The following is a 20,072-nucleotide window of genomic DNA, read 5'->3' on the forward strand; positions in this document are numbered from 1 at the left end:
TTCCAGCGCCTCCTTCCATTTAGCGTAAGCATCTTTGGTAGCAGCGCTGTGTTCAGCATCAGGTTCTATGGTTTGTAATGCACTAAGGCCATTAAAAGCGTCTGCACGGTTCTTGTAATAACCAAGGCCGAAACCAGCAGCCCGGGCGGCTCCCTGTGCGCCGTCGGTATTGTATAACTCTACCGTAGCACCTGAAACGTTGGCAAAAGTTTCGCGGAATACAGGACTCAGGAACATATTGGCTTCTCCCGCACGTATATTTTTGAGGGATACACCCACTGTTTCCATGATCTCCATTCCATAGTATAAAGCAAAAACAATTCCTTCCTGGGAAGCACGCGTATAATGCGGCAATCCGTGGCGACTGAATTGCAGACCTTTGAAAGTACTTCCTGGATCCTGGTTTTCAAGCATACGCTCGGCACCGTTGCCAAAAGGAAGGCAGTACAGTCCGTCTGAGCCGATAGGTGCCTCGGATGCAAGCTGGTTCATTTGCGGGTAGCTGATATTCCCCTGAAAAAGGGAGTTTCTAAGCCACCCGTTCAAGCTGCCGGTACCATTTACGCAAAGAAGAACGCCGTAACGGTCAACTTCCGAAATAGGGTTTACGTGCAAAAATGTATTTACCCTTGATTTCGGATCAAATTTGATTTGTTCGCTTACACCGTAAACAACGCCGGAAGTGCCTGCTGTTGCAGCGACTTCGCCGGGTTCCAGTACGTTGAGCGAGAATGCGTTATTAGGTTGGTCGCCCGCTCTGTAAGTAACTGGTGTGCCTGCTTTGAGACCAAGTGCCTCTGCTGCCTCGGCAGTAATGTGCCCCTGATCGGAAAATGTGGGTAGCACGTTTGGGATAAGACCGGCATCAAAGCCGAAATGATTAAACAGGAAGTCAGCGGGACGTTTGTTTACAAAATCCCAGAAGATACCTTCGGAAAGACCTGATGGTGTTGTCACAACTTCGCCGGTCATTCGCATTGCCAGGTAGTCGCCCGGTAGCATGAACTTGTAGACTTTTGTGTAAACATCAGGTTCATTCTGCTTCACCCAGCCTAGTTTTGCTGCTGTGAAATTGCCCGGAGAATTCAGCAGGTGCGGCAGCACGTATTCTTCTCCCAATTCCTGCATGGCAGTGTTACCCACTTCAACCGCCCGGCTGTCACACCAGATAATGGACGGACGGAGTACGTTTAAATTTTCATCAACCACAACCAAACCATGCATCTGATAAGAAATCCCGATGGCGGCAACTTCTTCTGGCTTGATTCCTGCCTTATTGACTACTGCCTGCGACGCAAGACACGCATTTTTCCACCAGTTTTCAGGCTGCTGTTCTGCAAAGCCAGGTTTAGGAGCGTCGATTGTCATTTCGCGCTCCGGAAAAAAAGCGGACGCTGCCACTGCGCCGGTATCTGCATGGACCAAACATGCTTTAACAGAAGAACTGCCTAAATCGAATCCCAGAAAATACATTATGTTACGAGTATTTATTGATTGCTAAATGCGGACTACGGATATTATAACTGCTGAAAAATACAAAAATGTTCACTTAAAATCACAAACCAATGCCATTAAGTGTAATGTTTACAATTAAAGTTTGATCCGCATGATAAATGTCATTTTTTCAATACGTTGGAAAAAATCCCGTGTAGAAAAAATTCTCTATATTGAAGTCGCATATGAAACCAGACCCAGCAAATTGTAGTTTGATTTGTGTTTAGTTTGCATAAGCTCAAATATCGGGTGGATATTTGTATTCTAATCAGTTGGATACATCCTTTATCAGGAACTATGAAAAAAATTGTACGGATCTTTTTGGTGAGCAGTTGTATCGTGTCGTTGCTCGGATTAAGTCCGGGGGAGAAGAAGTGGGAGAAGTCGTTTGCCAGGATTGACAATGAAGTAAGGAAGAACAGCAAAGCTTACGTCACACTTGAAAATGCTACCAAAACAATCGGTCACCGCCTCACAGGCAGCGCCAATGGGGAAAAGGCCGAGGAATATGCATTTAAGCTCCTGAAAAGCTACGGCTTTACCGATGTTAAGTACCAGCCTTTTGAAGTAGAAGCATGGATGCGGGACACGGTTACCCTGTCCATTGCACCCGGAAGTTCAGATAATTTCAGGGATGTACCAGTTGTTTCACTGGCGCACTCTCCGGTAGAAGCCAACCTGCAGGGTGAAATTGTGGATGTAGGCAATGGTTTGGAAGAGGACTTTGAGGCTGTAAAAGATAAAGTGAAAGGCAAAGTAGCACTTGCCAATATCAATCTCGTAGGTGTCACTGGCAAAAAGAACCTGCACCGTTCAGAGAAAACCGCATTGGCTATTAAGTACGGAGCCACCGGCGTAATCATGGTCAACGGAGCGCCTGGAAAGATCCTGCTTACAGGAACAGCTTCCGTTACAGGTGCGATTATATCCATTCCAGCCGTTTGCATATCAAGCGAAAGCGGTTTTGAAGTGCGTAAGTGGTTGAAAGAGGAAGGTCCGCTGGAAGCGCACATTGAAATGCATAATACCTCCAAGCAAATCAAAGCCCGCAATGTGATTGCAACACTAAAAGGGAAATCGGATGAACGCGTGATTATTGGCGGGCATTTAGACTCCTGGGATCTTGCTACCGGAGCGATCGACAATGGAATCGGCTCATTTGCAGTGATGGATATTGCTCGGACGTTCAAAGCCTTGAAGGTGAAGCCGGAGAGAACGATTCAGTTTGTTCTTTTTATGGGCGAAGAGCAGGGTTTACTTGGGTCGAAACACTTTGTGAGTGAGCTTAAAAAATCGGGAGATATCAACAAGGTCACTTACATGATGAATCTGGATATGACCAATGATCCAAAGGGAGTGAATGCATTCGGTCGTGACGAGATGAGTGAGTTCTTTGCGAATGTGGGCAATGCAATTCATTCAGTGGACACAAATTTTAAGAACGAAATTATAAACCGCGCAGGTTTGCACAGCGACCATCAGCCATTTATGCTGGAAGGTGTGCCTATTGCAGGCTTGTCGGGGCATCTGGATCCAAATGTGCTGCAATGCTACCACGCAGATTGTGATGATTTCAGTCTAGTGAATAAAGAGCAGCTGGAAACTACGGTTCGCATTGGAGCTATGTACTTATTTGCGCTTTCCAATGCTGATCAAATTGCAGTTAAGAAGTTATCAGATCAGAAAACGCGCGATTTCCTGATTTCACAGGGTTTGAAAGAAGAACTGGTGATTGGTCAGGAATGGCGCTGGGAGCACTAAACGAATTGAAATGCTTGTTTTCCCGAATGCAAAGATTAACATCGGCTTGAATATTGTTGAAAAGCGGGCCGATGGTTTTCATAACATTGAATCCTGTTTTTACCCGGTTGGCTGGAAAGATGCATTGGAAATTACGCGGGCAGAATCCTTTTCAGTGGAATTTGACGGTATCTCGATACCCGGCAACGAAGCGGAGAATATCTGTGTAAAAGCATATCAGCAACTTGCCGCAGATTTTGATTTACCGCCTGTTAAAATCCATTTGCTGAAAGCGATTCCTATCGGAGCAGGTTTAGGGGGAGGCTCGGCAGATGCGGCTTTCACTATCAAGGCATTAAATGAGTTTTTTAACCTGAAAATATCTTTTGAAAAACAACTTTCCTACGCACGTAGATTAGGCAGCGACTGTGCTTTTTTCGTTCTTAACAAACCCGCGTACTGTTTTGGTAAAGGTGATGAATTTGAGCAGTTCGACATGAATCTGAAAGGGAAGTGGATTGTGCTTGTGAATCCCGGAATCCATATTTCAACAGTAGAGGCGTATTCGGGAATAAAGCCACAAAAGAGTGGAGCAGATCTTAGAACATTGCTTAGCAGGCCGATAGAAACGTGGAAAGATGTTGTTAAAAATGATTTTGAAGCAACGCTGTTCCCTAAATACACTCTTTTAAAGGAAATTAAAGAGGAACTATATATACACGGTGCGCAATATGCATCAATGAGTGGCTCAGGATCAACCATATTCGGGATTTTTGAGCAGGAAACAGATCTGGCCGAACAGTTCAGTCAGTTTAAAGTATGGCAGGGGATTATGGGTTGAATAATTCTTTGCAAATTATGTTTAACAACATTTATACAGCGTTATAATCCAACAGAATGTAAGACTGAAAATTGACCAGAAGATGAGCCCAAAACCTACCACGAAACTGAGGGAAAGTCCCTTCACAAAGCGCCGAGAACCACTTGGGTTTATGCTTTGGTTGTGTGTAGCGGGTAGCTCGCTGCTCTTCCTGTCAATCTTCATTATCTTCTTTCTAAACCTTCGTCAGGAGTCTGGGCAGCTCGATTCACTGCCGGATATGTTCTGGCTTAGTACACTGGTAATCCTTTTCAGCAGCATTACCCTCCATGAGGCAAACCTGGCCTTTGCAAACGAGAGGTTCCTGCATTACCGCGTCTTTCTTTGCGCGACAATGTTCCTGGGTATGATGTTTATCGCATTGCAGATAGGCGGTTGGTTCGAGATGGTCAATACCCAGATTTTCAGCAACCTTAGTAATTCGAAAGGCTTCATTTATCTTCTCACAGGTTTACACCTCCTGCATATGCTGGGCGGAGTAGGATACCTGGTGTATTTATTCAGAAAGGCAGTTAAGAACCGCGCCTATGTTGACGCATTTGTTTACAGTGTCAACCCTCCTAACCGGCTACGCATTAAGCTATTTACCAGATACTGGCATTTTACAGGTGCGCTCTGGCTAATCGTTTTTGTAGTCCTGATCCTTCTTTATTGATCAAAATTCTTTTTGAGACTATTTCGGGCCAGAAATGTAGCTAGTAAGGTGAGAATTGCGGCCATGATCATCGGAGCGCCAGGTAAGTAGACCGGCGCAGAAGATTTAGTAAAAGCCGCAAAAAGGTTGGTCATCAAGGGCGGGCCGATGATAGAAGTCAGACTTTGCAGGCTCGTCAATGCACCTTGTATCTCACCCTGTTCATTTGCCGATACCTGTGTTGATATAATTCCCTGCAAAGAAGGTCCGGCAATTCCACCAAGAATGTAAGGAACTGTGAATACGTACATCATCCAACCTTCTGTGGCAAATGCATATAGCAGAAAACCGATGGCATAAAGCAGCAAGCCCAGATATACGCCGCGTTTCTGGCCAAGCTTGGGGATAATGAGCCGAATCAGATAACCCTGTACCAATGCACTCAGTACGCCTACCACGCCAAGTGAGTAACCTATTTCAGCTTCTCCCCATTTAAATTTTTCAATTACATAGAAGGACCAGTTACTGTGCACAGCATGCATGGCGATGTACATCAAGCCTAACGAAAAAATCAATCCATAAATAACCGGGTAGCGTTTCAGGTTTTTCAATGAACCGATCGGATTTGCTCTGCTCCATTCGAACTTGCGCCTGTTTTCGGGCTTCAAGGATTCCGGTAAAATGAAGTACCCGTAAAGCCAGTTGATAAAAGAGAATCCTGCGGCTGCCATAAAGGGAACCCGCGTGCCAAACTGCCCCAGTAAACCTCCCAAAACAGGACCGATTATAAATCCGAGGCCAAAGGCTGCGCCCAGTAAGCCGAAGTTTTGCGCCCTTTTTTCAGGCGTGCTCACGTCCGCAATATAGGCCGCGCCCGTAGTGAAACTCGCGCCCAGAATTCCTGCTATAATGCGTCCTGCATACAACCAGCCGAGCGAAGGCGCAAAAGCAAGGAAGAGGTAATCAATCCCGAAACCGAAAAGTGAGGCGAGCAAAACGGGCCGCCTGCCAAACTGATCGCTGATACCGCCGATAATGGGTGCACAAAGAAATTGCATGGCTGCGTAAGCAAACAGAAGCCAGCCTCCGTCACGTGAAGCCTGGCTGATGGTGTCGCCGGTCAGTTCACTGATCAGCTTGGGCATGACCGGAATGATAATTCCGAGCCCGATTACGTCGATAAGAAGTGTAACGAAAATGAAACCTATCGCAGGGGAACGGTTTGCAGACATTGTGGTGCAGTTTTAGGTCTTTATTACCTTAAAATTTTAATGCCTGCAATGGCTATTTTGTCAAAATCTTGAACTCTACCCGGCGATTAAGCTGCTGGCCTTCGGGTGTATCGTTCTTCGCAACCGGTACCGTCTCGCCGTAGCCCTTGCTCGCAATACGGTCAGGCTCTATGCCTTTGCCTATCAGGTATTCACGTACTGTATCTGCCCGTTCCTGCGACAATTGTACGTTGAATGCGGCACTACCTGTATTGTCCGTGTGTCCGCCGAGTTCGATGGTCATTGTTTTGTTTTCCACCATCGACAGAGAGATCCTGTCCAGCTCGGGATAAGATTCTTTGTTCAAGGTAGATTTTCCGGTAGCAAAGAATATATTGTTCAGCCTGACGATCTGGCCTTCTTCAATCGGGATCAGCTTTAAAGACTTGTTCGCAATTTCCCGGAAGTTCTTGCCGGATCCATTGGTTGTAGAATCCGTTAAATCGACATTTTCGCCTTCGGCGATGAAGTTCGGTGCAACAGCCCGCATGCTGTATTTGTTACCGTAAGGAAGTACAATCTTGTATTCGCCTGTAGTTGGGTTGGTAGTCGCGGTGCCCACTTCTTCTCCGTCCGCGAGATTTTCATACACGATGGTTGCTTCAACAGGTTTGCCTGTCTTAGAATCAATTACTTTCCCGCTGATCATCACCACCGGGTCAGCTGCCGGGATGTTCGCAATGGGAGCCTCGGATGCTGTGTCGCCTGGCGTTATTTTTGGCCGGAGGTCAAATCTTACAACATCGCCTTTACCCTCGGTATCTTTAAAAGACACCATATACGCAAAATCGCCTAGTGCTGAAATAGTGTAGTAAGCATCATAACCATCGGTATTAATGGCGGGACCAAGATTAACAGGCCGGCTCCATCTCTTCCAGGATTTATCAATTCGCTTGCTGTAATAAATGTCATTGCTTCCCTGCCCGCCTTTGCGATCACTCGAAAAATAAAGCGTTACGCCGTCAGGGGCAAGAAATGGGGTTGTTTCAGTGAATTCGTTCGTATTGATTTCAGGTCCCAGATCCATTGGCTTGGTCCATGTACCGTTTTTTTGTTTGAAACTGACGTACATATTATCGACTTTGCTGTTCTTTTTTTCGCTGAAAGACATGACCAGCGTTTTACCATCTGTGGACAGGTACCCGCAGTCGAACTGGCCTTTGCTGATTTTGGCATAACCCGGAATCTCGATCTTGTTCGGTGCCGACCAGCCTCTCGCCGTTTTCTTGCTGGTTGAAAATCCCCGTGTCTCGTAGACACCGTTTTTGTAAGCGCCTTTTAACAAAAGCGTATTTCCGTCGGGAGTAATGCTGTATAGCGAGTTGTAATCTTCCTTGTTCAATGGAGAAGGAAGTCGCCGCGCCTGTGTCCATTTGTCGTTTTTCAATTCAGAATACCAGATATCCTGGCTGCCTTTTGCCCCGTGCGTATTTTGCGGGTGACTCACCCTTGAAAAATAAATGGTTTTGCCATCAGGAGAGATAATGGGGCTGATCTCGTTGTATTCAGTATTGACAGTTTTTCCAAGATTTTCCAGTTGCCCGAAAGCGCTCAGGGATACCAGGCATACAAAAAGGTACAAAATTGAAATACGAATCATGCAGGGGAGGCTAACTAGTTGTTATCTACATATAACGAGCTATCAAGAGGCTTATTTTCCGGATTTTCGCGTCGGAATATCTCCATTTTCTCCAATAGTTCAGCAGAATTATTAGCAACTACCAGCAACTGTTGATTCTGCGGATGTAAAAAGCCTTCTTCAACCATTTTGTCCAGTTGAAGCAGCAGCAAATCGTAATATCCATTTACATTGAGCAAACCAATGGGACCGTGGAAAATCCGTAGCTGCGCCCAGGTTAGTATCTCAAATAATTCATCGAAAGTACCATAACCACCTGGCATAGCAATCACACCATCTGACAGCGAGACCATCTTGGCTTTCCGCTCGTGCATAGTATCTACAAAATGCAGTTCTGAGAGCGTTTTGTGCGCTTTTTCAAGGTTGGAAAGAAAGTTGGGGATGATACCTGTGACAAAACCGCCGTGGTCCATTGCTCCATCTGCAACCCGGCCCATTAAGCCCATATTGCCACCACCGTAGATAAGTTTGATGTTTCGTTTAGCCAGTTCGTGTCCTAGTTCGTAGGCGTTTTCAGCGTAAACAGGTTTTTTTCCGGGGTTTGAACCGCAATAAACTACAATGGATTGCATAGTGTTGGTGTTGTGGATTATGCTTCAAGAACCGCATTGCTCAATGCTTTCAAATCTAAGTCGCCGAATGTACCTGAGCTCATCAGGAGCAGGTTTGCATTCTGCCAGGTCAGCGATTTCAGGAATGCCTCCAGCTGAGTCGCATCAGTGAAAATCTTTAAATCATCTCTTTTGAATGCAGCGCGGATATCTTCTTCTGAAAGCGCTTCAAGCCGCTTGTGTTCTACGGTTTGGGGATTGTAATAAATAACCGCAACATCGGCCGCTTTCAGCTTTCTTCTGTATTGATTCAGAAATGCTTTGTTCAGGCTGCTGAAAGTGTGCAGCTCGGCGCAGGCTACCAGCTGCCGGTTGGGAAACTGCTCCTTTAATGCGGCAGTAGTCGCTTCCACTTTGGACGGTGCGTGTGCAAAGTCGCGGTAAACACTTACCGAATCGGAGCTACCCAGCAGTTCAAGCCGTTTGGATGCGCCTTTGAATGTTTGAATGGCATTGTAAAATTCTTCATCGGTCACGCCCAGCCGCTCGCAGACAGCTTTTGCGCCGCTGATATTTTTCATGTTATGGTTACCAAAAACCAAAACCGGCACTTCGCCTTGCTCAGCAGTTAGCAAAATGGTCTTGCCGTTTTCAATCTTATTCGGGTGTGCATTGTAGGGGATGCTAGCTACATCCGGCCGCTCCTTTTGTCCGATTACACTGAGCATATCATCGGTTTCATCAAAAATGATCGCGCCTGCCTTTGGCAGAGAATCTGCTAAAAGCTCGAACTGCTTCACGTAAGATTCCCAGGTTGGGAACACATTAAAATGGTCCCATGCAATGCCGCTGATCAATGCAATGTGCGGCTGGTAATGCATGAATTTCGGGGTAGGATCAAGCGGGGAGGTAAAGTATTCATCACCTTCGACAATGATCACCGGCGCATTTTCGGATAGCTTCACCATGTTATCGAAGCCTTCGATCTGTGCGCCTACCAGGTAGTTGAAAATGCGGTTATTGTGTTTCAAAACGTGCAGTACCATAGAGGTAGTGGTGGTTTTGCCGTGACTTCCGGCTATAACCACGCGCTGCTTGCTTTGACTTTGCTCAAAAATATATTCAGGGTAAGAGTACACTTTGATCCCCAACTCCCGTGCACGGGCAAGTTCAGGATTGTCCTGGCGGGCATGCATTCCCAGGATCACAGATTGAAGATCGGAAGTTATTTTCTCGGGAAACCAGCCGGTAACAGCAGACAAAAGATCGTATTGGGCAAGTCGGCTGGCCGAAGGTTCATATATCTCATCGTCTGATCCTGTAACGATATATCCTTTCAGATGAAGCTCGATGGCAAGATTATGCATGACGCTGCCACCTATTGAGATGAAGTGTATTTTAGTCAAGGACGAATTTGGACTCATTGATTGGGAAAACTGATTTGTCCGAAAGTTAGCAAGATTTGATGTTTGAGCCAACCTGTTACGTTGAGCAAACCTTTTGTCACATTGAGCGCAGTTGCGTTTCGACTGCGCTCAACGTGACAAACTAGCTCGACAAAACCGCTAAGCTAATTTCTTGTACTTAATGCGCTTTGGCGTAGCGTCTCCGCCGAGTCTTTTGCGACGGTTTTCTTCGTACTCAGAGAAGTTTCCTTCAAACCAATACACCTGGGAGTCGCCTTCGAATGCAAGTATGTGCGTGGCAACTCGGTCGAGGAACCACCTGTCGTGGGAAATGATTACGGCGCAGCCTGCAAAGTTTTCTAAACCTTCCTCCAATGCACGTAAGGTATTCACATCCAAATCGTTGGTAGGCTCATCGAGCAGCAGCAGGTTACCGCCTTCTTTGAGCGTCATCGCCAAATGAACGCGGTTTCTTTCACCGCCTGAAAGGTTACCTACTTTCTTTTCCTGGTCACCGCCGCCGAAATTGAAGCGACTTACATAGGCGCGTGCATTCGACTGTTTGCCGCCGATCATAATCCAGTCATTCCCGTCGGCAATGCTTTGATAAACCGTTTTGACAGGGTCCAGATTATCGTGTTCCTGGTCAACATAAGCCAATTCCACAGTTTCGCCCACATCAAAGTGTCCGGTAAGTGGTTTCAGCTGTCCCGTGATCAATTTGAAAAGCGTGGTTTTACCCGCACCATTTGGCCCGATAATACCCACAATTCCATTGGGAGGCAATGCAAAATTGAGGTTTTCATAAAGCAGCTTGTCGCCAAAGCCCATTGAAACATTATGTGCCTCAATTACCTTATTACCCAGCCTTGGACCAGCCGGAATGAAGATCTCCAATTTCTCTTCTTTCTCGCGTCCTTCCTCTCCAAGCAATCTTTCGTATGCGCCCAAACGTGCTTTTGACTTCGCCTGGCGGCCCTTTGCGCCCATTCGAACCCATTCCAATTCGCGTTGCAGCGTTTTCTGGCGTTTTGATTCCGTTTTTTCTTCTTTCTTCAGACGCTCTTGCTTCTGTTCCAGCCAGGATGAATAATTTCCTTTCCAGGGAATACCTTCGCCGCGGTCCAGTTCCAGGATCCAGCCAGCTACATTGTCGAGGAAGTACCTGTCGTGGGTTACCGCAATCACAGTTCCTTTATATTGTCTCAAATGCTCTTCCAGCCAAAGTACCGACTCAGCATCAAGGTGGTTGGTAGGTTCATCCAGCAAAAGCACATCAGGCTGGCGGAGCAGGAGGCGGCACAATGCTACCCTGCGTTTTTCACCCCCCGAAAGTGTCGATACCAGCGCATCCGAAGGCGGGCAGCGCAATGCATCCATTGCGATTTCAAGACGGTTATCCAGGTTCCACGCGTCGGCTGCATCCAGTTTTTCCTGAACTTCACCTTGTCTTTCCAATAATTTGTCAAAGTCTGCATCTTCCTCGCCGAAGGCTTCATTGATCTGGTCAAACTCTTTTAAAAGATCGACAATCTCCTGAACACCTTCTTCAACCACTTCCCTGACAGTTTTGGTTGGGTCTAGTTTGGGCTCCTGTTCAAGCATTCCGACGGAGTAACCGGGCGAGAAAACGACGTCTCCCTGGATGTCTTTATCGATTCCGGCAATAACCCGCAGCAGCGTTGATTTCCCTGAACCATTTAATCCAAGAACCCCGATTTTTGCACCATAAAAAAAGGATAAATAGATATTTTTAATAATATGCCTGTTGGGAGGAATGATTTTGTTGACCCCAGACATTGAGAAAATAATGGTTTCGTTACTCATTTTTTGTTTAATTTGTGCGTAACAAATATCGTTATATATCCCTACACTTAGCAGATAAAAAAATTGGAAGAATGGAAAATGCCACATTGAATGATGAATACGGCTACGTTAAGGACAGCAAAGTATTTTTAAAGGGGTATTTAGATTTCCCCGACCGGCAAATTGGAGAAGTTAAAAGGACAGAGCAGGAGGCGATAGATTATTTTAAAAATCGGTTTAATATCGTCCTGAACAAAGTCGAGCAACTGGAGAAGGAAATAGATGAAGCCCTGAACAAAGGCTCTTATCTGACCAAACTGATCCAATTGCAACGTAAGCTTAAAGGTTTTGACGCACTTGGGGATTTTGTCCCTCTGCTGCAGCGGCTGGAAGAGAAAGAGGAGTACCTGAAAGGCTTGATCGAAGTTAACCAGCTCAAAAATCTTGAAATAAAACGTGCACTGATCGAGGATGTCAGAGTGGCTGCCGCCATTGAAGACTATGCTGCCGCAACAGATCAGATACAGGAAATAAAAGCAAAATGGATCCGTACAGGGCCAGTTGAGAAAGAGTATCAGGAGGAAGTGGAAAGCACTTTCCAGCAGATACTCGACGATTTCTTCCAGCGCCGCCGCGACTATTTTGACGAACAGAATAAGATTAACCAGCAACGCATTGAAGAGTACGAAAAGCTGATCAAGATTACAAAAACACTCAGCTATTCACGCGACCTGGACGATGCTTATGCCAAGGCACGCGATGTACGCAACGCGTGGAACAATGTAGGAGAAGTACCGCCAAAGCGCTTTTTCAAAGTCAACAAAGCTTACAGGCACTTCCTGAAATTGTTTTATGATAAATATAATCTTGCAAAAGGCATTGAACCAAAAGTACGCGTAGACCCGCGGATTGTGGAACAACAAAAATTATTGGCACAAGCTGAAACACTGCTGCGCTCACAGGATATCGTGGAAGCTTCCCAGGAAGCCAAGGTGCTGCTGAGTAAGTGGAAGGAGATCAAAATACCATTCAAGCTGGCTGATAAAGAGCTTGCCGAGCGATTCAGAATGGTTTGTGATAAAATATTTGAGTTAAGCTACCTGGCGCGCGTAATTAGCAGAAAGTATCCTGCATTTGAACTGAAAAGTCAGGAGGAACAGCTTCGCACCAAATACCGGGAGCTGGAATGGCTTGCAAAACGCGAAAAGAGCGATCTTGAATTTGCAATCCTTGAATTTGACAGAACAGCTACCGGCGATCCTGAGCTGGACAAGCAGGCAGCCGGCCGCATTAATATCCAGAAACGTAAAGTTCAGATGAAAGAACGCATTCTGGCTGAATTTGACAGAAAGTTGAAAACCATTACAGGTTAACGATTAAGACTACTTCATAGAAGATTTGTTGATCACCAAATTAGAAGGCAATACCCTGGTCTCGAATTCGGCCGGGGTATTTTTGCTTTCAATCAGATCCAGTAACAAAGAAGTGGCCTGTTGCCCCATTTCGAAAGAAGGCTGCGTAATGGAGCTTACCGGCGGATCGAGCAGCGACGACATGGCCAGATCGCAAAAGCCTACCACTGCCACGTCGTCGGGCATGCGATAACCCAGCTGCCGCAATGCAGAATGTACGCCCATAGTAATCCGGTCACTTGCGCCGAAAATAGCATCTGGCCGCTCGCGCAGCGCCATTAACTGATAAGTCCTTTCCGTACCACCTGCCTGTGTTACTTCGCTATGCAAAACCCATTCATCCTGAAATGCGATATTGTGTTTCCGCAAAGCGTCTTTGTAGCCTTCCAGCCGGAAGTGCGTAATGGAAAGTGGCTTTGGCCCTGCAATGTGGGCAATCCTGCGGCAACCCTCATTGATTAAATGTTCCGTTGCTTCAAATGCGCCTTTGTAATCGTCCACACGTACTCTGTGTGTTTGCATGGCGTCGCTCACCCTGTCAAAAAACACTACAGGAATTCCCTGCTCCTGCAAGGAAATGAAATGATCTATGTCCTCAGACTGGCTCGAAATAGCCACTACCAAACCGTCGACGCGCCGGGATGCAATGTGCCGGGACGCAGAACGCTCTCTTTCGAGCTGCTCGTGGCTCTGGTAAATCATGGTATGATACCCGCGGCTGTAAGCAATATCCTCAACCCCGCCGATCGCCGAGGAGTAAAATCGGTTTGCAATATCCGGCACGATTACCCCAATTGTTTGTGTGCGGTTTTTCAGCAGGCTGATCGCGATGGGGTTAGGGTAGTAGTTGAGCTGCTCAGCCAGAGCAATGACTTTCTTCTTGGTTTCTTCGCTGATTTCGCTGCTATCCCTTAATGCACGGGAAACTGTCGATTTGGAAATGTTCAGCTGTCGTGCGATTTCTTTGATGGTAATGGAAACCTTTTTCATAGAGGATATGGGAATAATGCAATCGTGCTAAAAAACCTGTGGAATGCACCAAAGCCGGATGGTTGCACAATTTACCGAATTAAGGCAAAAGTTCCGGGAAAAATACCGGGAACGGGAACGGTTCCGGGAACGGTTGCGTGAATTAATTGCTTTTTTTCAAGATTTATTTTTGTGTATCACTGAATCATTGGTTAAACTCGGTTCATTGTTGACGAAGATCAGCTACTGCACACCACTACCAATCACGGAAATTTCTAAACCAACCCAGCCTGAAAATACATGGAAGCGAAATCGTTTACCTCTACAATATCTTCTGCCACAAATCAGAAAGGTTTGTTGGAGAACCTGTTTGGCAAAGTAGTGGCGACCGGAGACTACCATGCTTTCCGCGAGCTCTTCAACCACCATTACAGATCACTCTGCAACTACGCAATGCGCGTAGTAATCACCCGCGAAATCGCCGAAGAAGTTGTTTCGGATGTGTTTGTGAAACTTTGGAAAAATCGCGAGCAGATTGAAGTGCATACTTCTTTTCAGGCTTACATTTACCGCGCGGTACGCAACCAGGCTTTGGATTATCTCAAACTACGGATACACCGGCAGAATGAGCGTGAATCACTGGATTCGGTACAATGGAATATGACCCACGCGGATCATTTTTCTCCCTGCGAGGAATTGTCGTTCAATGAGTTTTACGAGCACGTTGAAGATTGCATTCAGGCACTGCCAAGACAATGCCAGCTGATTTTCCGGTTAAGCCGCGAAGAAGGCTTGCGTTACCGGGATATCGCCGAAAAGCTCGCTATTTCTGTCAAAACAGTAGAAACTCAGATGAGCCGCGCATTGAAAGTGTTGAGAGAGCGCGTGCCTGAGCATAGGTTGGTAGCTTAGGAAACTTCGGCTGTCGGCTTTCGGCAATTTAGGAACTTCGGCCGTCGGCTTTCGGTAATCAGCCTTTTTTAAGATACCATTGATAATCACTTGTGCTGACAGATCGATCTGAAAAGCATTTAACTAAAACTGCTAAAAGCCGACGGCCGACAGCCGAAAGCCCCCTTTAAAATGTCCCTGGAACAAACTTGGCGGTGGTTCGGACCTAATGATCCTGTTTCTTTGCAGGATATCAGACAGGCTGGTGCCACCGGAATCGTCACTGCATTGCACCACATCCCTAATGGTCAGATTTGGGAGATAGAAGAAATTTCAGCAAGAAAACAAATGATTGAGCAGGCGGGGCTTACCTGGTCTGTGGTCGAAAGTGTACCTGTGCATGAGGCTATCAAAACGCGTACAGGAGATTTTGAAAAATATATCCGCAATTACCAGCAAAGTCTACGCAATCTCGGGGCATGCGGTATTGATACGGTTTGCTACAACTTCATGCCGATCCTGGACTGGACGAGAACGGATCTTGATGCGCCTATGAAAGATGGCTCAACAGGATTAAGGTTTGATGCCGCGCAATTTGCCGCATTCGATCTTTATCTGCTGAACAGACCGGAAGCACAGGATTTGTACACCGACGAGCAAAAAACAAAAGCGAAAAGCTGGCTTGATGCTGCCAGGGAAGAAGACGTGCAGCGGCTAGTCCGGAATATCATCGCCGGATTACCGGGCTCCGAAGAGAGTTTTACAATCGAAGAATTCCGGAAAGTACTTGATACTTACAAAGAAGTCGGTGATCTGGAATTGAGAACGCATTTGTACCAGTTTATTCAGGCAATCGGTCCTGTGGCAGAAGAAGCTGGTATCAGGCTCGCCATTCACCCCGACGATCCTCCGTATCCGATTTTAGGACTTCCACGTGTAGTAAGTACTGAAAATGATGCGATGATGCTGCTCGAAGCCTACGATCATCAGGCGAATGGCATTTGTTTTTGCACCGGATCGTATGGAGTGCGGGCAGATAATGACCTGGCTGGTATGGTGGAAAGATTGGGTGACAGAATCCATTTCATCCATTTGCGAGCCACCAAGAGAGAGCACGACGGCAGCTTCTACGAGGCCGATCACCTGGACGGAGATGTAGATATGTACAGTGTCATGAAGGGGTTGGTCCTGGAACAAAAAAGAAGACTTGAAGAAGGGAGAACTGATCTCCGAATGCCTTTTCGACCAGACCACGGCCACCGGATGCTCGACGATTTGTCGACAGGAAAAAGAACCAATCCGGGTTATACAGCAATCGGCCGCCTTCGCGGGCTTGCCGAGCTACGCGGGCTGGAATATGGAATTGAGAGAGGGTTGAGAAATTAGCCCCCCAACCCCCCGGTGGGGGGCTTTAATTCGATATATAATAGGCCCCCTTCAAGGGGGTTTGGGGGTGGGGCAAACAAGGGTTAAACCGCACAAAAAATGACAACAATCGCTACCGCACAGAAGACATTTATCAGCGAAGATTTTCTCCTTCGCTCCGAAACAGCCCGCGTTTTATATCATGATTACGCGAAAAAAATGCCGATTATCGATTACCACTGCCACCTGCCGCCTGACCAGATCGCAGCAGACAGGCAATTCGATAATCTTACGCAGATTTGGCTGTACGGCGACCATTATAAATGGCGGGCAATGCGGGCCAATGGTATTAATGAGCGGTATTGCACGGGAGATGCGAGCGACTGGGAAAAGTTTGAACAATGGGGAGCGACGGTACCGTACACAATGCGTAACCCACTCTATCACTGGACACACCTCGAATTGCTGCGGTATTTTGATGTGGATATTCTCCTCAACAAGGATACCGCCCGCGAAATTTACGAAGAGTGCTCTGCCAAATTAAAGCAGCCTGATTTTTCGGTAAAAAGCCTGCTTAACAAGATGAATGTAAAGGTCATCTGTACCACGGATGATCCGATTGATGCGCTTGACTATCACAAAATGATTGAGGAAAGCGGCTTTAATATCAAGGTACTGCCTACTTTCCGACCGGATAAAGCAATGCTTCTGATTGATACACCGGAGGATTTTAATGCGTATTTAGAAAAGCTGGCGGCAAGTGCGGGAAAGTCTTCGATCTCAGATTATAACGAGCTTCTGGCAGCACTTCAAAACCGTCACGATTTCTTTGCTGCTATGGGCGGCCGACTTTCTGATCACGGATTGGAGCATATTTATGCGAATTTCGATGAAGAGGCAGCTAAGAATGCATTCCATTTAACCAGGTCGGGGCAGATTGCAAGTGAGGCGGATCGTACTGCTTTCAAGTCGATGCTGCTGTTTGATCTTGCCAAAATGGATCATGCGAAATCGTGGACGCAGCAGTTCCATTTAGGCGCGTTAAGAAACAACAATGCACGAATGCTGCGGGAACTCGGGCCGGATACGGGCTGGGACTCCATCGGCGATTACAGCCAAGCGCAGGCTTTATCCAAATTTTTGAACAAACTCGATTCTACCAACCAGCTGGCTAAAACTATACTTTACAATCTCAACCCGTCTGATAACGAAGCGCTGGCCACTATGACAGGCAACTACAATGATGGTACTGTCGCGGGCAAAATGCAGTTTGGTTCGGGCTGGTGGTTTCTGGATCAAAAGGATGGGATGGAGCGGCAAATGAATGCCTTATCGAATATGGGACTACTCAGCCGCTTTGTTGGAATGCTGACAGACTCACGCAGCTTCTTATCTTACCCCCGTCACGAATATTTCAGAAGGATATTGTGTAACCTGATCGGTAACGATGTGGACAATGGGGAGTTGCCAAACGATATTCCGTGGCTGGGCAAAATGGTACAGGATATCTCGTATCACAATGCCAGCAGGTACTTTAAGTTTTGAAAAATACTAGATTCTCATAAAATGTAATTAGATAGCCCAGACTCTTAGTTATGGGCTATTTTGATGTTTAAGTGTTATTTTTGATCAATTCTTAACCTTTACCAAAGCCTTTTCCACATTGGTATACAAAAAAGGCACTATCTAAAATATGGCTCAAATAGTTTCTTTCGGTGAAGTCCTGATGCGGCTTTCCACTCCTGGTTTTTCCCGTTTTGAACAGGCTCGGCAGCTCAATGTTACCTATGCAGGGGGCGAGGCGAATGTATCAACGGCGCTGGCTTACTGGGGACATCATACCGCTCACGTCACACGGTTTCCGGATTCTCCGATCGGGCGGGCTGCGGCGCAGTACCTGCAATTTCACGGTGTCGATATTTCACATATTATTTACGGCGGACCTAGAATGGCCGTATACTTTCTTGAAATGGGCGCAGCATTGCGGGGAAGCCAGATCGTATACGATCGCGCGAATTCCTCTTTGGCTGAAATCGATCCGAAAGAAATTGACTGGGATAGCATTTTAAAAGATGCCAAATGGTTTCATTGGGCGGGTATCACTCCTGCATTGTCGCAAGGTGCGGCGGATGCACTGCTGGACGGGATTAAAGTTGCCAGAAAATATGGACTGACCGTTTCGGGTGATATCTTCTATCGCGCGAATTTGTGGAAATACGGTAAAAAACCTTCTGATATCTTACCGGAGCTTACTGCAGGAACCGACATCGTGATTGCCAACAAGGAGAACATCAAAGAGATTTTCGGCATCGAAGGAAACGATTTCCAAGAGTCCTGCGTCAACTTACAAAAGGCTTATCCGCAGGTTAGCACAGTTGTAGATACAAAAAGGACCTCCATAAGTGCCTCCCACAATTTGCTACGCGCTTATTTGTGGAATGGGAGTCAACTTCTGGAAACAGAGGATATTGAGATAAACCCGATTATTGACAGGGTAGGAGGCGGAGACGCTTTTATTGCCGGTCTCATTCACGGGTTAATCACTTTTAACGATCAGCACAAAGCGTTGGAATTTGGCGTGGCAGCATCTGCATTGAAGCATACGATAGAAGGAGACGCATTGATTTCGACCATCGATGAAGTGGAGGCAATCAGGCAGGGTGAAACCTCGGGGAGAATTAAAAGATAAATCAAGTACCCGGTTGAACTGGCTCACTCAAATCATTATGGATAAAGAAACAACATTGGTACTATTGAACGAAGTGGGCATTGTGCCCCTGTTCTACCATGCAGATATAGAAGTTGCCAAAGAGATTGTTAACGCAAGCTACCGCGGCGGCGCAAGGGCAATTGAATTTACAAATCGCGGGGACAATGCATTTACCGTTTTTACGGAACTGCTGACATATACGAAGGAAAGCCTGCCAGGGCTCTCACTGGGGATAGGTACCATTTATGATGCTGAGACTGCTCAGAAATTCATCGATGCAGGGACAGATTTCATTGTGACACCCTGTCTCAACCCGGCGGTTGGAAATGCATGTGCTGCGGCAAATATTCCGTGGATTCCCGGTGTGGCTACGCTTACCGAAATATACAATGCGCAGCAGGCGGGTGCGGAAGTTGTTAAGTTGTTTCCGGGAGACGTTGTGGGATCTGCATTTGTAAAAGCGATCCGGGGACCAATGCCAAAGGTAAAGATTATGGTAACAGGCGGAGTGCAGCCGACACGAGAAAGTATCAGCGAGTGGTTTGGCGCTGGTGTGTATGCAGTCGGCTTGGGTTCAAACCTGTTCCCAAAGGACATTGTTGCAGAAGGAAATTATCCCTGGATCGAGCAAAAAGTAGCCGAAAGTATTGCACTCGTTAAAGAGTTTCGTCAGAATAGCTGAGGACTTTTTAACCTTAGTATTCTAAAATATCACTCAGGCGGACTGAAAACTCAGAGAGTACAGCTCCGCCTGAAAGTGTTTCTTCAAAAGTTACAGATACTACCTCTTTCCCTGGTTCATAGATGTAAGTGATTTGGTTGTCTGTGCAAATCAGCCAAGCTAACTTCACGCCATTTTTGATCCATTTATCCATTTTGCTTTGCAAATCCGCCAGGCTGTCCGTTTCTGATTTTAATTCAATAATAAAGTCAGGGGCAAGATGCGGGAAGGACTTCTTCTCGGCAGTACTCAATGCATTCCAGCGTTCCAGTTTTATCCAGGCCACGTCTGGTACGCGCATGGAAGAATCCGGAAGGAAGTAGCCTCCATTCGATTCGAGTACCTTTCCAGCTTTATATTTCCGGTTCCAGATTCCTAATTCCGTTATCAGTTCGCTGTTATTTGAACTACTAAGTGCAAAAGTGGGCGTCATATTGATAAAGAGTTGACCATGCTCGTCTCTTTCAACAGACAGTTCCGGGTTGGCAATGCTGAATGCAACCAGTTCTTCGTCATTGAAAAACTCATGTACCGGAATGTTCAATGGGACAATCATAATGCAGTGTTTTACCAAATATAAGCA

17 protein-coding genes are annotated in these 20,072 nt (G+C 46.4%); 9 read left to right on the forward strand and 8 right to left on the reverse strand.

Translation table 11 applies throughout. The features are described from left to right. Window positions 1–1,473, reverse strand: a 1,473-nt coding sequence (locus ACTIE6_RS17755; protein WP_439557916.1) for a xylulokinase, incomplete at its 3' end; no start/stop codon positions are given. 318 nt (window positions 1,474–1,791) lie between these two features. Between ACTIE6_RS17755 and ACTIE6_RS17760 the strand changes: the two genes are divergently transcribed. The 3 genes from ACTIE6_RS17760 to ACTIE6_RS17770 all read left to right on the forward strand — a co-directional run bounded on the left by ACTIE6_RS17760 (window position 1,792) and on the right by ACTIE6_RS17770 (window position 4,769). Next, complete coding sequence (locus tag ACTIE6_RS17760) at window positions 1,792–3,255, forward strand: M28 family peptidase (RefSeq protein ID WP_439557917.1); 1,464 nt, start codon at window positions 1,792–1,794, stop codon at window positions 3,253–3,255. A 10-nt stretch (window positions 3,256–3,265) separates the two neighbouring features. After that, on the forward strand, window positions 3,266–4,075 hold the full coding sequence (gene ispE, locus ACTIE6_RS17765) for a 4-(cytidine 5'-diphospho)-2-C-methyl-D-erythritol kinase (RefSeq protein WP_439557918.1): 810 nt from the start codon (window positions 3,266–3,268) through the stop codon (window positions 4,073–4,075). A 151-nt stretch (window positions 4,076–4,226) separates the two neighbouring features. Continuing rightward, window positions 4,227–4,769, forward strand: coding sequence for a cytochrome c oxidase subunit 3 (locus tag ACTIE6_RS17770; protein WP_439557919.1), 543 nt, complete (start codon window positions 4,227–4,229; stop codon window positions 4,767–4,769). On the opposite strand, the gene ACTIE6_RS17775 is transcribed toward ACTIE6_RS17770, so the two are convergent. The 5 genes from ACTIE6_RS17775 to ettA all read right to left on the reverse strand — a co-directional run bounded on the left by ACTIE6_RS17775 (window position 4,763) and on the right by ettA (window position 11,442). Then, a complete protein-coding gene (locus ACTIE6_RS17775) occupies window positions 4,763–5,980 on the reverse strand; it encodes a TCR/Tet family MFS transporter (protein WP_439557920.1) in 1,218 nt (405 codons plus the stop codon). The genes ACTIE6_RS17770 and ACTIE6_RS17775 overlap by 7 nt on opposite strands. Window positions 5,981–6,032: 52 nt before the next feature. Continuing rightward, entirely contained in the window at window positions 6,033–7,619 is a 1,587-nt protein-coding gene (locus ACTIE6_RS17780) for an OmpA family protein (protein WP_439557921.1), read from the reverse strand. A gap of 14 nt (window positions 7,620–7,633) precedes the next feature. Next, window positions 7,634–8,230, reverse strand: coding sequence for a TIGR00730 family Rossman fold protein (locus ACTIE6_RS17785; protein WP_439557922.1), 597 nt, complete (start codon window positions 8,228–8,230; stop codon window positions 7,634–7,636). 17 nt (window positions 8,231–8,247) lie between these two features. After that, window positions 8,248–9,633, reverse strand: a complete 1,386-nt coding sequence (locus ACTIE6_RS17790) for a UDP-N-acetylmuramate--L-alanine ligase (protein WP_439557923.1) — start codon at window positions 9,631–9,633, stop codon at window positions 8,248–8,250. 141 nt (window positions 9,634–9,774) lie between these two features. Beyond that, the gene (gene ettA, locus ACTIE6_RS17795) at window positions 9,775–11,442 is read right to left on the reverse strand and encodes an energy-dependent translational throttle protein EttA (RefSeq protein WP_056283128.1); all 1,668 of its coding nucleotides are present in this window, start codon (window positions 11,440–11,442) and stop codon (window positions 9,775–9,777) included. 71 nt (window positions 11,443–11,513) lie between these two features. Here ettA and ACTIE6_RS17800 point away from each other — a divergent pair, with 71 nt between their 5' ends. Next, window positions 11,514–12,794: a DUF349 domain-containing protein gene (locus ACTIE6_RS17800; RefSeq protein WP_056279610.1), complete on the forward strand. Its 1,281-nt coding sequence runs from the start codon at window positions 11,514–11,516 to the stop codon at window positions 12,792–12,794. A 9-nt stretch (window positions 12,795–12,803) separates the two neighbouring features. Here ACTIE6_RS17800 and ACTIE6_RS17805 read toward each other — a convergent pair whose 3' ends face one another. Beyond that, window positions 12,804–13,823 (reverse strand): LacI family DNA-binding transcriptional regulator, encoded by a 1,020-nt coding sequence (locus tag ACTIE6_RS17805; protein ID WP_439557924.1) that lies wholly within the window; start codon window positions 13,821–13,823, stop codon window positions 12,804–12,806. Window positions 13,824–14,102: 279 nt separating this feature from the next. Here ACTIE6_RS17805 and ACTIE6_RS17810 point away from each other — a divergent pair, with 279 nt between their 5' ends. The 5 genes from ACTIE6_RS17810 to ACTIE6_RS17830 all read left to right on the forward strand — a co-directional run bounded on the left by ACTIE6_RS17810 (window position 14,103) and on the right by ACTIE6_RS17830 (window position 19,450). After that, a complete protein-coding gene (locus tag ACTIE6_RS17810) occupies window positions 14,103–14,714 on the forward strand; it encodes an RNA polymerase sigma-70 factor (protein ID WP_439557925.1) in 612 nt (203 codons plus the stop codon). Between the two features lie 171 nt (window positions 14,715–14,885). Next, window positions 14,886–16,079, forward strand: coding sequence for a mannonate dehydratase (gene uxuA, locus ACTIE6_RS17815; protein WP_439557926.1), 1,194 nt, complete (start codon window positions 14,886–14,888; stop codon window positions 16,077–16,079). Window positions 16,080–16,178: 99 nt separating this feature from the next. Next, the gene (gene uxaC, locus ACTIE6_RS17820) at window positions 16,179–17,603 is read left to right on the forward strand and encodes a glucuronate isomerase (protein ID WP_439557927.1); all 1,425 of its coding nucleotides are present in this window, start codon (window positions 16,179–16,181) and stop codon (window positions 17,601–17,603) included. A 148-nt stretch (window positions 17,604–17,751) separates the two neighbouring features. Then, the gene (locus tag ACTIE6_RS17825; protein ID WP_439557928.1) at window positions 17,752–18,747 is read left to right on the forward strand and encodes a PfkB family carbohydrate kinase; all 996 of its coding nucleotides are present in this window, start codon (window positions 17,752–17,754) and stop codon (window positions 18,745–18,747) included. Between the two features lie 37 nt (window positions 18,748–18,784). Further along, window positions 18,785–19,450 carry a bifunctional 4-hydroxy-2-oxoglutarate aldolase/2-dehydro-3-deoxy-phosphogluconate aldolase gene (locus ACTIE6_RS17830; protein ID WP_439557929.1) on the forward strand — a complete coding sequence of 222 codons (666 nt, stop codon included), beginning with the start codon at window positions 18,785–18,787 and terminating at the stop codon, window positions 19,448–19,450. A 13-nt stretch (window positions 19,451–19,463) separates the two neighbouring features. Here ACTIE6_RS17830 and ACTIE6_RS17835 read toward each other — a convergent pair whose 3' ends face one another. After that, window positions 19,464–20,045: a Uma2 family endonuclease gene (locus ACTIE6_RS17835; protein ID WP_439557930.1), complete on the reverse strand. Its 582-nt coding sequence runs from the start codon at window positions 20,043–20,045 to the stop codon at window positions 19,464–19,466. Window positions 20,046–20,072 lie beyond the last annotated feature (27 nt).

Origin of the sequence: Dyadobacter sp., assembly GCF_051859145.1 — a bacterium.
Classification (GTDB): Bacteria; Bacteroidota; Bacteroidia; order Cytophagales; family Spirosomataceae; genus Dyadobacter.